Origin of the sequence: Psychrobacter sp. AOP31-B2-9, from assembly GCF_052378005.1 — a bacterium.
GTDB lineage: Bacteria > Pseudomonadota > Gammaproteobacteria > Pseudomonadales > Moraxellaceae > Psychrobacter.
Genome location: NZ_JBQSXG010000002.1, coordinates 24,699 through 38,326, shown reverse-complemented (window position 1 = coordinate 38,326; position 13,628 = coordinate 24,699). Strand labels below are relative to the sequence as shown.

11 protein-coding genes are annotated in these 13,628 nt (G+C 40.8%); 7 read left to right on the top strand and 4 right to left on the bottom strand.

Translation table 11 applies throughout. The annotated features are described in order from the left end of the window. Window positions 1-274 precede the first annotated feature (274 nt). From ACT3SX_RS00565 to ACT3SX_RS00535, 7 genes are all read left to right on the top strand, one after another. Window positions 275-1,195, top strand: coding sequence for a YagK/YfjJ domain-containing protein (locus ACT3SX_RS00565; protein ID WP_442062787.1), 921 nt, complete (start codon window positions 275-277; stop codon window positions 1,193-1,195). 117 nt (window positions 1,196-1,312) lie between these two features. Next, on the top strand, window positions 1,313-1,603 hold the full coding sequence (locus ACT3SX_RS00560; RefSeq protein WP_192518649.1) for a hypothetical protein: 291 nt from the start codon (window positions 1,313-1,315) through the stop codon (window positions 1,601-1,603). Between the two features lie 35 nt (window positions 1,604-1,638). Beyond that, window positions 1,639-2,631 (top strand): DUF932 domain-containing protein, encoded by a 993-nt coding sequence (locus tag ACT3SX_RS00555; RefSeq protein ID WP_192992339.1) that lies wholly within the window; start codon window positions 1,639-1,641, stop codon window positions 2,629-2,631. A 110-nt stretch (window positions 2,632-2,741) separates the two neighbouring features. Further along, a complete protein-coding gene (locus ACT3SX_RS00550; RefSeq protein WP_442062789.1) occupies window positions 2,742-3,881 on the top strand; it encodes a YqaJ viral recombinase family nuclease in 1,140 nt (379 codons plus the stop codon). A 106-nt stretch (window positions 3,882-3,987) separates the two neighbouring features. Next, window positions 3,988-4,875, top strand: coding sequence for a recombination directionality factor (locus ACT3SX_RS00545; protein ID WP_442062791.1), 888 nt, complete (start codon window positions 3,988-3,990; stop codon window positions 4,873-4,875). A gap of 160 nt (window positions 4,876-5,035) precedes the next feature. Further along, window positions 5,036-5,296, top strand: a complete 261-nt coding sequence (locus tag ACT3SX_RS00540) for a helix-turn-helix transcriptional regulator (RefSeq protein ID WP_442062793.1) — start codon at window positions 5,036-5,038, stop codon at window positions 5,294-5,296. A 134-nt stretch (window positions 5,297-5,430) separates the two neighbouring features. Beyond that, the gene (locus ACT3SX_RS00535; protein ID WP_442062795.1) at window positions 5,431-5,892 is read left to right on the top strand and encodes a hypothetical protein; all 462 of its coding nucleotides are present in this window, start codon (window positions 5,431-5,433) and stop codon (window positions 5,890-5,892) included. Window positions 5,893-5,962: 70 nt separating this feature from the next. Here ACT3SX_RS00535 and ACT3SX_RS00530 read toward each other — a convergent pair whose 3' ends face one another. The 4 genes from ACT3SX_RS00530 to ACT3SX_RS00515 form a co-directional block, all read right to left on the bottom strand. Next, window positions 5,963-7,615, bottom strand: coding sequence for an RNA-binding domain-containing protein (locus ACT3SX_RS00530; RefSeq protein WP_442069459.1), 1,653 nt, complete (start codon window positions 7,613-7,615; stop codon window positions 5,963-5,965). Window positions 7,616-7,724: 109 nt separating this feature from the next. Beyond that, window positions 7,725-9,002 carry a hypothetical protein gene (locus tag ACT3SX_RS00525; RefSeq protein WP_442064390.1) on the bottom strand — a complete coding sequence of 426 codons (1,278 nt, stop codon included), beginning with the start codon at window positions 9,000-9,002 and terminating at the stop codon, window positions 7,725-7,727. 8 nt (window positions 9,003-9,010) lie between these two features. After that, entirely contained in the window at window positions 9,011-10,264 is a 1,254-nt protein-coding gene (locus tag ACT3SX_RS00520) for a nucleoid-associated protein (RefSeq protein ID WP_442069461.1), read from the bottom strand. 135 nt (window positions 10,265-10,399) lie between these two features. Then, window positions 10,400-13,606, bottom strand: coding sequence for a type I restriction endonuclease subunit R (locus tag ACT3SX_RS00515; protein ID WP_442069463.1), 3,207 nt, complete (start codon window positions 13,604-13,606; stop codon window positions 10,400-10,402). Window positions 13,607-13,628 lie beyond the last annotated feature (22 nt).

Genomic DNA, 13,628 nt, shown 5'->3' with positions numbered 1-13,628 from the left:
TGCTGCTATTCACCAAACAGTGTATTAACTTTTCTCTATCAGCTAACTCCATTTACTCAAAAAACATCAATATGAACCAAGATCCCTACAATTGAGGATAATGTATTGCCGATATCTCCGCAGTATTGGTAAGTGCCACTAACCGGTTATTGATATTATTATATAGCGCAGCGTTACCACGCTGACTATCTCCTCACTAAACCACCAGTAGTCAGAATAAAAAAATATGATGTAGCTCTACTATGTGCAAGATAAACCACATAGGAGAAATACCATGGAAAACACCAACCTCAATCAAAGTAACTTATTAACTAAAGTTCACCAACTGGTAATCGATATCATTTCTAATGAATTGAGATTTGACCTGATAATATATGAGCTGAACGATTTGTATCATCCGTTCATGTATTACTATGAGAGTGACAATGGATTGATTTACTCGATGCCCATTGAAGCTTTCTTTCGCAGTACGCAATATATCGTTGGTGATCAATATCCAGAAGATGTCATTTGGGATTACGATAAAACACAGCGTCTTATTAAAACACTGTCATACTATAAAAAAGATATTAAGCGTGAACGTAGTGTGTTTAGTTATCAGGAGTCTAAAAATAAGAGGACTCTCGAAAAATATGTACGCCATCTGATTAATCATTACAAAAGACTGCTCTTTGTACGTATCGACCTAAAGTACGCCAAAGAAACAAGCCACCTTGTTAGCATTGAAGATTTTTATCATCACATGAGCAAATTCCGAGATCTTATCGGTAATGAGGAAACGTGCTTTGAAGATTTGCAGGGCTACGCTTGGGCTTTAGAGCATGGTGGCATCGAGGGCGGATTACATTGCCATTTATTGCTGATATACGACGGTAATGATAGACAAAATGGTTGGTATATCGCAAAAGAAGTCGGTGAAAAATGGAAGCAGGTCACTCAGGGGTCTGGCACCTATTATAACTACCACAATAAAAAGACTAAGCAGGGGTATGAGCGAAACGGTAAATTAGGTATCGGCATGATTCATCAGGATAACGAACAGGAAGTTAACAACGCTCTTAGAACGTCGTGTTACCTGACGCAACCAAGCAAGTATGACCAAAAATTAAAAGTATGGCTTCCAAACATGAACACCTTTGGACATGGTCAATACCACACATCCGACCGCCGAGGACTACCACCCATATCAAAATAATCTCAGATATATACTATTACCATGAGATTGAGTACAGCCTGTTTGTGTGTACCTTATTCCTTCATCAAGGTCTGCTTTTTAGCAGGCCTTTTTTATGCGCAAAATTTAGGAGTATATATGAAAACCCTGTGTCCTAGCTGTGAGTCATCTTTGGTCTACGAGATGACTGATGGTAGTCAAATCAATCTTATTGATCAGCTGTTATCCCCTGCGGTATTAGTCAGCCTTGGTGTTAGTCTTTGCAAAGCACTTAAAGTACATCCTGCTATAGGTGTGGTTGCAGGAACAACGGTAGCAGCGCTTATTGAGATCACTCAGTCTCATCAAGCGCTGCCAATACTGGTCAATAAACAATATCGCTGTGATGACTGCTCGCATGTCTTCACCACCTTTCACTCATTCACTTGAACTCAATTTAATCATAATACAAAAGGAAAATCATCATGGCACATTTAGTAGAAAGCATGGCATACGTTGGCGAAACCCCTTGGCACGGCTTAGGGAATGAGCTATCTCCCAAGCAGCCGTTAGAGGTTTGGGCACGTGAGGCAGGAATGGATTGGCGTATTGAATCATCCGATGTCAGCTTTATGGCTGAAAACGATCGAGGGCACAATCTCATCTTGCCCTTCGCCGATCAAAAGGTCTTGTACCGATCCGACACGCTTGATCCATTATCAGTGGTCAGTCAGCGCTACCAAGAGGTTCAGCCTGAAGAAATACTTGAATTTTATCGTGAGCTAACGGAACACTCCCACTTTGAGCTTGAGACCGCAGGTGTGTTAAAGGGTGGGCGTAAGCTATGGGCATTGGCACGTACAGGCCAGTCAGCCAGTCTTAGGGGCGGAGATGTCAGTAACGGCTATCTACTGCTGGCAACCGCTTGTGATGGTACGCTGGCTACCACAGCACAGTTTACCAATATCCGTGTGGTGTGTAATAACACCTTAGCGGTCAGCCTTGCTGATGGTAGTGGCGGTGTGGTTAAAGTACCGCATAGCACCTCTTTTGATGCCGACAAGGTCAAGCAGCAATTAGGCGTGTCGGTTAAGCAGTGGGATGAGCACATCTATGAGATGAAGCAACTGTCTGAGCGCCGTGTGACTCAAGCAGAAGCGGCTAACTATCTAAGCCGTGTGTTTAACGATCAGGACAATGACATCATCCTATTTAACAGCGCTAAGAAAGAAAAAGACGCTGTGCCCAATGCTCGCGCAATGAATAAGGTGATGCAGATGTTTAATGGTCAAGGACGCGGGGCGGATCTCGATGCGGCCAAAGATACCGCTTATGGCTTGCTCTGTAGTATCACTGAGTACGTCGATCATGAACGCCGAGCAATGAATACAGACAATCGACTTAACTCAGCATGGTTCGGTGCTGGGGCTAAGCTGAAGGAGAAAGGCTTACAGGATGCGCGAGCTTTAATCGCTTAGCGGTCTCAGTTATTTTATTACACCAACAATAACCACGTCTTAGGGCGTGGTTTTTTTATGCCGATTATTCAACCGATCACATTCACTAACTTATTTATAAGGAAGCTATCATGGAAACCATCGCTTTAAATAACACCGCTCAAACGAGACGTCGTAAGCGCTTAACGGTTAGAGCCAAAGACGTTAAGCCTGCTACACCTGCTGCTCAGGTAAACACAAAGACAGCTAAACCCAATCTTGACAACGATACAGCTCAAAAGGATAAAACAGTCAAAACCACAGCAAAACGCTTAATCAGCACCAAACATCTCAGCCATGACAAATGGCTTGAAGTGCGCAAGCAAGGTATTGGTAGTAGTGACGCTGCTGCTGCGTGTGGTATTCATCCGTATTTATCAATGCTTGAGCTGTGGATGATTAAGACAGGACGTATGGAATCAAACCTTGATGAGAGCATCGAAGGGTATTCACCGTTGTATTGGGGCAACACCTTAGAGCCTATGGTGGCTAAATACTACCAAGAGCACACGGGTAATAAAGTCAGGCGCGTCAACGCCATCTTGCAGCACCCTGATCCTGAGCAGCATTTTATGTTAGCGAACTTGGATTATGCAATCACTGGTAGCGATGAAGTACAGATACTGGAATGCAAAACTGCAGGAGAGCACGGCGCTAAGCTGTGGAAACATGGCGTACCGTTATATGTGACTTGCCAAGTACAGCATCAACTAGCGGTTACAGGCAAACAAGCCGCACATATCTGTGTATTGCTTTGCGGACACGAGGCGAAGATCTACAAGGTTAAGCGCGATGAACGTTTGATTGCGTCTATCATGGAGCATGAGCGTCTGTTTTGGCAATACGTCGAAACCGACACACCACCAACGCCCGATCACTCAGAGTCAGCGGCGCGCGCCTTAAAGCAGCTTTACCCTAAGCCTGAGCCTACCAGTAAAATCGATTTCAGCGAAGACGCTGGGGCTAATAAGCTATTCACTAAGTTACTTAATCACCGTGATTCAATGAGTGAGCTACAAAAGCAGCATGACCAGATCAAACATCAACTGCAAAGCTTAATCAAAGATAATGAAGTAGCGGTCTTTGACAAAGGCGCAATCTCGTGGAAGCGCTCGAAGGACAGCGTGAGCTTAGACAGTAAAGCCGTCACTAAAGCCCATCCTGAGCTGATGGATAAATTTAGTAAAACCCGTCAAGGCAGTCGTCGCTTCGTCATCTTAAACGATAATTAAACCAAGACAGCTAATCTCATTAACCAAACGCATAAAGCCCACCTATCACAGGTGGGCTTTTTTATGTCGATTTATTCAAATTATTAAACAAATAAGGAATATCATCATGATTAAAGGTCTAACGATTACCCCGCCCGTACTCGGTCGTATCAGCATTGGACGCGTTATCCAAAAGGATGGCAAACGCCTACCTGCCAAAGACGATCAATTCACCATTACCAGCCAAGTGCAAAATAAAGACGGCTGGGTCAATCATCCGCTTGATGAAAAGCTCCGCGCACGTAGTGAAGGTAAGCTCAGACAAATACCCGTTCGTATGCTGTTCAATGATCCTGATCTTAATTTACGAGCTCAGTACACGTTATTCGATCGGCAAACAGGTCGCCCGTTATGCGTGGGAGATGGCGAACACTGTCAGCGTCGCACCAACAATGGCATAGAGCAACTGCCTTGCCCCTCGCCTGATCGCTGTCCGCTAGCACAAGGCGGTGCTTGTAAGCCTTATGGCAGACTGTACGTCAATCTGTCTGAGGACGATGAATTAGGCACGTTTATCTTTCGTACCACAGGCTTTAATAGTATTCGCACCCTTGCGGCACGATTAAGCTACTTTGCCGCAGTGTCAGGTAATAAGCTGTCCTGCTTACCCCTGCAATTAACGCTTAGAGGCAAAAGCACCACACAGAGCTATCGTACGCCGATTTACTTTGTGGATTTAACCTTGCGTGATGGGGTGACACTCAAAGATGCAGTACAGCAAGCTAAGGCGATTGATACTGATCTTAGCGAGCACGGCTTTGATCAAGCAGCGTTGGAGCAAGCTGCCACGCTTGGCTATGCCAATTCGTGCTTTGAAGTTGATGGCGATGAGATGTCTGATGTGGTGGAAGAGTTTTATCCACAAGATGACAGCAATCAAACAGCCAGTCAGCCACAGCCAAACACACGCAGTATTGCGCAAGGGCTACGTCAGAGTGTGACGGCGGTGAGCTAAAGCAAATATGCCGCATAAAAAAGGAGCTGATCAATCAGCTCCTTTTTTTATTACCTGCATCAAAGGCTAACGCTCGGACTGCATGGGATGCCATAAAAAAATATGGGACTCGGTAAGTATATGAGAGGTGATGCTCTCGTTCACTTACAAGGAGATAATCATGGAAAATTTAAACGCAAACACTCAGCAAAACACATCAACACTAAGCATGCCACAGATACCACGAATGCTGCCGCTAAAACAGGTCGTACACTACACAGGGCTTAGCAGCACAACGATTTACGATATGCTCGATAAAAGATCGAATCGTTACGACCCAACCTTCCCTATTCAGGTTAAGCTATCTAAAGGGCGCGTAGCATGGGTTGAAAGCGAAGTCGCTCAGTGGATTGAAGATAAGATAGCTGCTCGATTTCATTGAGCAGTGACGAATAAATAAGCCGCGTAGGGTGGCTTATTTTTTTTGTCTTCTTTTTAACCTAATAGTTTAGTAGGATGCAATATAAAATATAGCTGTAATTATGAGTATAAGGCGATTAGACACGGACTTTCACTATGGACTTAAGAAAAGAAATAGCCTCAGATATTGCTGCTGCATTATCTAAAAACCTCTCAGAGAAGATTACTAGACAAACTATCAGATGGATGCAAAGCTTTGATACCGCTTTAGATATGGGCTATCTCAAAAGTCTATGGGATGATGTCTGCTATCAGCGTCAAACTACTGAGTCTTTTTCATGGAGTTACTACGATGATATGATTTTAACGTTTGTAGCAGCACAGCTCAAAGAGCTAAATAAATATGAAGTTAATGCTATTTGGTTGCAGACTGACGCGATCTACGAACAGCTAGATGATATGCAGACCGATGGAATAGTTACAGATAGCAAATATTCAGAAATAAACGCATCTTTCTACATAAACGATATAGCAAGGTATGTCATGAGTGAATATATTTACAGAGAAGCTAAAAGCTGGAGAAATGACAGACTTAGACAACTACTAGGCTACTTTTAAAGTACTCTAGGTAGCTAAACGTAGCTAGGTTTAGCTACGTTTAGCCGCATCTAGCTACGTTTAGCTGCCTTTAGCTATCTTTAAGATACCATGTTTGGTTTTCGGATGTCACTGAACCATCACGGCGCATTTTCTGCAATAGATTGCGCACCTTGTTCTTACGCTGTTTATCGTCCAATACTTGCGGTAGCTTATTAGCCAGCATTTTATCAAAGTCAGCTAGTCTGCCTCGCTCAAATGTTTTGAGGTATTCTATAATCAAACTTTGATAATGCATGTCATCTAGGCCGCGCATTTGCATATACTCCGCCTGCTGCTCAGTATGCTTGGCAACATCAGCGGCGATGATATAGCTGTTTTTACGTCCTTCTATCAGTGATTTTTTACGTAACGCGTCGGCTTCCTCTTCAGTGATGCTCTGCCCTTTTTGAACTTTATCAAGCGCTATAATGTCATGCAGTGTGAGATTATCGACGGTTGCTAACTGCTTGGCGTACTCTTGATCAAGCACTTTACCTGTAAACTTCACGCCTACTCTTTCACGGGTTAAGTCATAATCTGGCAATGGGAAAAAGCGCTTAGACTGAATCTGATACATTTTTTTGATGCCGCTACCGATGGTGTCCATCATATTTAGATTGACCATGGCATTGACCAAAAATGGATTGCGGTAACTCGCTTCAGGCGCATCTTGCAGTAGTACATTTTCAATGGTCTTAGGAATAAACGCACCGCTATTTTGAAACAATAGCGTTGAGTCCTCTTTTTCAACTACTATGATACGTCCACCTAGGCGGTAGTCTTGATGACCAATAGCATTACTTAACGCTTCACGAATGATATAGGGATCGTACTGCTGCACCTCTTCAGGAAACAGCGTACCTGATGCCATGTAGCGATAATTGAGATTACGAATTTTGTTATACACCTCATCTAAGACTAACAAAAACGGGGGTTCAAAATGCTCATAGTCTTTTTCGATGCCATCAACACCCTTTAAAATCCAAGTGATATGCGCTTGCGCTGGACTCAAAAAACTCGTGGCTTCATAACGTCCTAATAAGATAATCGCTGTGTTAGTAATCTGACCGTGAATGGTAATTTTGGCTTTATTTAAAAAAGTGATGTCGTCCCATTCTTTAACATCTTCAGCCAACCGCTTGTTTTTATCCGCAAAAACTTGTCTAGCAACCGCAATGGCCTTAGGGTCAAGGTCTTCAAGCGTTGCTTCATGACAAATCTCAGCGCTCCAATCATCGGCTTGATTTTGCCAGAGCTTACGGCTTTGATCGGGATAATGCTTGAGCAGCTTTGTGACGCTACCAATACGAATATAAGGCTCATGCAAAAAGCTGACAGGCGTATCGATAGCTGCTGGAATCTCAAACAGTACCACCGCTTTATCATCAATCTGTAATTCATGAATGGTAAAGTGAATCTTAGGGCTTAGACGGCTTACCAGCCAATGCTCTAAGTCTTCGTTACCTTTGGCTTTTTTTGTTCTTGGGCTAAAGCTTGTGCCGACAATATCGTGCGTGCCGTCCTCTACGCCAAACACTAAATAACCAAATTTCTTACCAGCCAAGCACGCGCCATTAGCAAGCGCAGAGATACGCTTGCCGATCTCATCAGAGCTATGAAAGTTATGCTTAAACTCAAGCCATTCTTGTTCGGTTGGCTGCTGAGTTAGGCTTAGGGCAAGGCTTTGGTAGTGGTTGGGCATAGTGGAAAATATAATCAATTAATAAAAGTGGCAATCAATATACCATTAAGCGCTAAGGGTCTATATTGATATATTTGATTTTTTAGCAAATTAAATACTATTGATTATTTTATTTTGATGGAGGATTAGTGCTTAATAGTAACTGCTCTAATGGTGTGACCATCTCCCAGTTATAAAAATAATCCAAGCAGTTCACAATCACAAAAATAATGAGAGCACATACTAAGAGCAAATATCCAGCATGTGTGATTATTTTGACTTTAACAGGGGTAATCTCGGACTCCCATTTATTAAGCAGTGCATCAGGTATCTTATTATCTGCTACAAATCTATTAATTTGACGTCTCAAATGCCATAGATTGTAGCCCTGTTGAAACGTCGCGTACAACACCATGAAGGAATATACGAAGATTGAACCAATTACAAGACTATTGATTTTTGCACTAAATTTTGCCATTGAAATCAATGCAATGGTTACAGGTATAGCTAGAATCTGAGTCTGTAAGTTTGTGATTATATCGTTAGCTTTTTCAAGAAATTTCTCAGAATGCTCGGTTATTTTGTCATTAAATTTCGAAAATTTAAAGTTATCTAGGTAGAGAGCGTATTTAGAAAGTACAGACTGATACGTACTTTCTAAGTTTTGGAGTAGCGAAAAAATCCTATTTTCTTTATCTACACTGACTAGACTATCAATAACTATACTTGCAACAATAGTATTTCTTTCAGTTTCGTGAACTAGAAGTGACTTTTTGACCTCATCATCAACGTTATTGATATCTGCGTTCAACCAGCTAGTAAATTTTTCAATTATAGTACACAGATTGCCAGATTCTGAACTACTAGGTTTAGAAGTATTTGCTGAGCTTAGATAAAGTCTAGCAATATCTAAGTAACGTTTAGTTTCTCTAGGCATTACTGGAATTTCACAGTGAGTCTGAGCAAAAACAACAATTTGCTTGCCTTTACAATAATACTGCTCTTTCAAACAGTTAATAAATTTAAAAATTAACTCTAAGGTAGGTAGTAAAGTATTATCGCTATTATCTCTAAAGTCATACTTATCCTCATAGACAATTATCTCATCAGAAATAGCGTCATAACTCTCGTCTTCAAGGGCATGTTCGATATAGCTTTCATATGAAGCATACTGATCGGCAGTATCGACGATAGTTAAACTATAACTTATATTTTCATCTATCTCATAACAATCATCTTTAGTAGTAAACTTTGCAATATCGACAAAGTGTCCAGCTTCAAATGCTTGAATGAGCGTGATATCTTCCTGTTTTTCGAAAATAAAACAACCAGTGACACGCTTGCCAGAGAATTTAACATTCTGACTTCGTTTCACTAAAGTTAAGACTTGCTCACGTAGCTGGTTCATTTGAACCTCTATTTAAATAGCTTTCTAACTGCTGGTAGGTTCTCTGAGTTAACTTTTATTTCGATAACCGCTTCATCATTATCACCTTCTTTTAGCTTAACTTCTTCACCAAGTAAACTACGACTACCACTAATTTTGAGAATTCCATCGTCACTAATTTCGCCAAAATCGAGAGAAAACATTTCATAATTTTGAAGTGGTTTTGTTGCAGGAGCGAAAATATTACTATTATTTTCATCAGTTGCTGCATAACCGTTATTTTCTCTAAAGGTTTTAAAGCTATCTTCAACGGCTATAGTCAGGTTAGATAATGTACTTTTAGTAGCTAGGATTGGGTCTATTTCATCAACAATATTGACACTTTCTTTGTTTTTGGCTTTATGGCCAAGTAATGTAAGCACCTCACTTTGAAGCTCTTTTTTCGACTTCTCATCAAATGGGCTTTCATCAAGATAATTAATCAAACTTTTCATTAGTTTAGTCGTTGCTACGGTATCATCAAGTCTAACCCTTATCGGTAAGAAATCTTGAATATATTCAGGAATTTTACTGCTAGTTCCTTTTTGAATCCATTGTATATAGTTCTCAGCTTGATAGGTGCTTTCTAAATTTTTGTATTTGTGATCTTTAAACTTTGTGATATTGATCCGACATGCAATTTTCAGATTAGAGGCGTCAATATGATTGGTATCTATGATTTCTCCTGTCTCTTCGTTTATAGTAATTGCGTCTGTCAGACTTAATAGAGCAATATCAAGATACTCAATACCATCTAGTGTATAAAAGATCATTGGTAGATGATCACCAGTAGTCATAGGTTCTTTATATACATTATAATGCAAGGCTTTAGTAAGATGGTTAGTGATGCGTCTATATCTTGTTTGTGCTAACGATTCCTGCCTTAATACTGATCTGTCTTCATCAGGTTCAGATGGCACAGATGCTAATAGCTCCCGAGCAAATATATTATAAAAAGCTACATTAGTAGGTTTCGTAAAATGCAAAAGCTTCAGATCTATTATACATAGGTAGTCAGATAGCACCTCTCCTAAGGTGTCAGGGCTATCGAAAGCATCAATATGCGAATGGGCTAACCCATTTTTTTCTAATTGCTTATCAAGAAATTCAATTAATTTGCACACTTGTACGCTGTCAGCATGAAGATTTCTCCGAATCAATGGAGGCGTTACAGAATTCTGATGAGCCTCTTTTATAATTTGATGGATTATACTTGCTTGGACTACAGCCTTAGGTTGACTCATTTACACTCCGATTAGCCAATATGTACAGATTAAAAACAATTACAGTTCATAGCCTGCTTAAACCATAAGGCAGACTGAGGTTAAAATAACTTTCATAGTCACATTATTTATAGTGAGATAGAACCTAACTTCGATCTAAGCCCTCATCTCATAAACACTATCGTTACCGCCTCTATAGCTAGCAAAGATATGCTGATAAACGTCTACAGCCTTGGTATCCACATCTTCATCACTATATGACTCTTGAGGTAGCCATAGCAGATTGTCATGAATGACTATCTTAATCTGAGCAATAACCTCACGACTTTCTCGCCAGCGCTCAATATTTAACTTTTCAGCCTTTAATACGTCTAGTGTTTTCTTAGCCACTTTCTTCACTTCTTTGACGTCTTTTTTGCTCAGTTCCTTACCTTCAGTCAGTAGATCAAAAATCGCCAATACTTCCTGATCACCTAAGTTTTCTTTTATAGCTCTCTGTTCTTCAGCAGATAAGTCTTTAACAAAATCGTTCAGGTCATCAAAAACCTTCACCGTATTCTCTAAAGATTTACCTGCATTGTAAGCGTCTATTATTTCTTTATAACGCTCATAGAACTCAACTCTTGAAGGATTTTCCTTCAGCATTTGCTTCAGCTTATTCTCAATAACTTGTTGCAGGGTGTAGGTGATCGTATTTTTTTGGTCAGACTTAGCAAATGCGTCTTTTAATTTATCAAAATCTAAATTACTTAGGTCAATATAGACACCGTCTACATGATCACTTTGTTTGACACTGATACTATCACTCACCAAAGCTTGTAGCTTTTGCATGACTTCAGTGATATCAGCAGACTTGACGCTTTTATTGAGGCGCTTATAAATAGCATCAATTGCGTTATGGTCTTTGGTATGAGCCTTGGCTTGCGGTTCAGGAAAAAGAGCTTTATATTTTCTAAAGACATTTCTCGCCATAACTTCAAAGGTAGCGCGAGTGTTCTCGTTTAAACACACGCAGTTTTCAGCTTCTTGTATTTTGCTTATTCTCATCATTGGATTAGCATTCTTGAGAGATTCAAGATCAAAGCCTAGTGAGTAAAGATGCTTTGTTGTCTCTTCAATAGCAGCTCTGAGCTCTTCTTCTAGTTCAGATAGATCTGCTATTGGGCTACCAGTGCCCTCTCCCTTGCCTCCGCCACCAGTACTCCCACCTTCACCATATACAGAATATGCTTTTTCTAGCTGCTCGTAGACATTACCATAATCAACAATTAAGCCATTTTCTTTTTCATCATCATAGACACGGTTTGCCCGTGCTATGGTCTGCATCAAAGTATGACCTTTGATTGGCTTGTCTAGGTATACGGTAGAGACAGACTGAGCATCAAATCCTGTGATCCACATGGCACAAACAATCGCTAAACGAAACGGATTATCAGGATCTTTAAATTCTTTTTCTAGGTCACGCTCTACCATTTTTTTACGATGAGTCGCGATGTCTAGTCCCAGTTTTTTAAACTTATCAACTTCATTTTGCTCACTACTGACTACAACACAAACCTCAGTTTCAGCAACTCTTTTGTATTTGCGGCGCAGCTCTTGAGCTTCTTGCAGATCCTCAGCGTCGTCGATACGCTTTTGCAGCTCGACCAGATATTCAGTCCAATAGCTTTTGATCAGATCATACATACGCACCGCAGTCGGCTTATCAAGAGCAACTAGCATGCCTTTACCTTGATAGCCACGCTCATTAAAGTGCCATACCAAATCTTTAGCAATGGTCTCTAGTCGAGACTGTGCAGTTAATATGGGATAATTTTTACTGAACTTATAGATGAGTTTTTGTCTTTGCTCTTCGGTGAGATTTTCATCCTCTAAAGCTTCAGCCATCTTTTCATCGAGCTCTGGATTATCGATCTCGAGTAGCTCGCCCTTATTTAGATAATGTAGCGGTAACGTCGCCCCATCTTCAACCGCACGTTTAAAGTCATAAACGGACACGTAGTCACCAAATATATTTTTGGTCAGCTCTTCCTCATCTTTGATAATCGGCGTGCCAGTAAAGCCTAGGTATGAGGCATTGGGTAAACCATAAAAACGCATGTTACGCGCGTAGATACCGCCTTGTGTACGGTGAGCTTCATCTGAGATAACGATGACATTTTTTCGATTGGTGATTAATGGATATTCGCTCTCTTTATTTGGGTCTATAGAAAACTTATGAATCAAGGTAAATATATAGCGATGGTTTTCTGATAACAGCTCACGTAAGTGCTCACGCCCCGTCATACCAGATTTGTTACCTGCAATTAGATGCTTTTCGTTTACTACGCCAACGCCAGAAAACGTGTCATAAAGCTGACTTTCCAGCTCACTTCTATCGACTACTAACAGGAAGGTATAAGAGCCACCCATCGTGCGATGGATTTTTTCGCATAGAAAAACCATCGAATAGGACTTACCGCTACCTTGGGTGTGCCAAAACACGCCAAGCTTACCTTGTAAGTCTTCAATGTCATCCACTTGATCAATGACTTTATTAACACCGATATATTGATGGTTTTTTGCCATTATCTTGACAACCTCACCATATGAGGTATCGAACAACAAAAAATTCTCAAAAATATCCATCAAGCGCTTGGGATCGCATGTACCACGAATCATGGTATCTAAACTAACGATACCTTCTTCGTTTTCTTCGATACGCTTCCAATCAAGAAAGTACTTATAAGGACTGGTTATCGTACCGACTTTGGTATCTATGCCATTACTGAGTATGACAAAACCATTGCAATGGAAGATGGCAGGGATGGTATCTTTATAATCAGTAAAGTTATCATCATAAGCGTGACGTAAGTCTTTGTGATGAGCTTTTAGCTCAAAGAATACCAATGGAATACCATTGACGAAACCTACCATATCAGGTCGACGGTTATAAAGGTCACTTACGACCTCTAATTGCCTGACTGCCAAAAAGCTATTATTGGTATAGTCATTATAATCAAAGACTTTTAGATGACGCTCTTCAAGCTCATTATCGCTATTATTGAACTTAACAGGGACGCCATCTTTTAGCAGCTTATACTTTTCTTGATTGATCCTGCCTAGCGTTTTATCAGCCGTTTTTTGAATGATGACTTCAATTGCTTGCTCATAAGCAGTGTCTGGCAAGTCAGGGTTTAAGGTGACCAAAGCATGGCGTAACTCACGAGTGAGAACGACCTCTGACCTGTCTTCTCTCCCTAGTAGGCTATCCTTACCAAAATCTTCGTTTTTCCAAGCGGTGACTACCTTCCAGCCAAGCTCGGTTAACGCTTCTTCGGCCGCTTCTTCAACCATGCCATCTTCTGAATACTCGTAGCTCATGACCGTCCCTATAAGTTATAGC

Excerpts from the sequence above, each read along its gene's own strand:
- ACT3SX_RS00565 (WP_442062787.1), top strand. The coding sequence starts at position 275 with ATGGAAAACACCAACCTCAATCAAAGTAACTTATTAACTAAAGTTCAC.
- ACT3SX_RS00560 (WP_192518649.1), top strand. The coding sequence starts at position 1,313 with ATGAAAACCCTGTGTCCTAGCTGTGAGTCATCTTTGGTCTACGAGATG.
- ACT3SX_RS00555 (WP_192992339.1), top strand. The coding sequence starts at position 1,639 with ATGGCACATTTAGTAGAAAGCATGGCATACGTTGGCGAAACCCCTTGG.
- ACT3SX_RS00550 (WP_442062789.1), top strand. The coding sequence starts at position 2,742 with ATGGAAACCATCGCTTTAAATAACACCGCTCAAACGAGACGTCGTAAG.
- ACT3SX_RS00545 (WP_442062791.1), top strand. The coding sequence starts at position 3,988 with ATGATTAAAGGTCTAACGATTACCCCGCCCGTACTCGGTCGTATCAGC.
- ACT3SX_RS00540 (WP_442062793.1), top strand. The coding sequence starts at position 5,036 with ATGGAAAATTTAAACGCAAACACTCAGCAAAACACATCAACACTAAGC.
- ACT3SX_RS00535 (WP_442062795.1), top strand. The coding sequence starts at position 5,431 with ATGGACTTAAGAAAAGAAATAGCCTCAGATATTGCTGCTGCATTATCT.
- ACT3SX_RS00530 (WP_442069459.1), bottom strand. The coding sequence starts at position 7,615 with ATGCCCAACCACTACCAAAGCCTTGCCCTAAGCCTAACTCAGCAGCCA.
- ACT3SX_RS00525 (WP_442064390.1), bottom strand. The coding sequence starts at position 9,002 with ATGAACCAGCTACGTGAGCAAGTCTTAACTTTAGTGAAACGAAGTCAG.
- ACT3SX_RS00520 (WP_442069461.1), bottom strand. The coding sequence starts at position 10,264 with ATGAGTCAACCTAAGGCTGTAGTCCAAGCAAGTATAATCCATCAAATT.
- ACT3SX_RS00515 (WP_442069463.1), bottom strand. The coding sequence starts at position 13,606 with ATGAGCTACGAGTATTCAGAAGATGGCATGGTTGAAGAAGCGGCCGAA.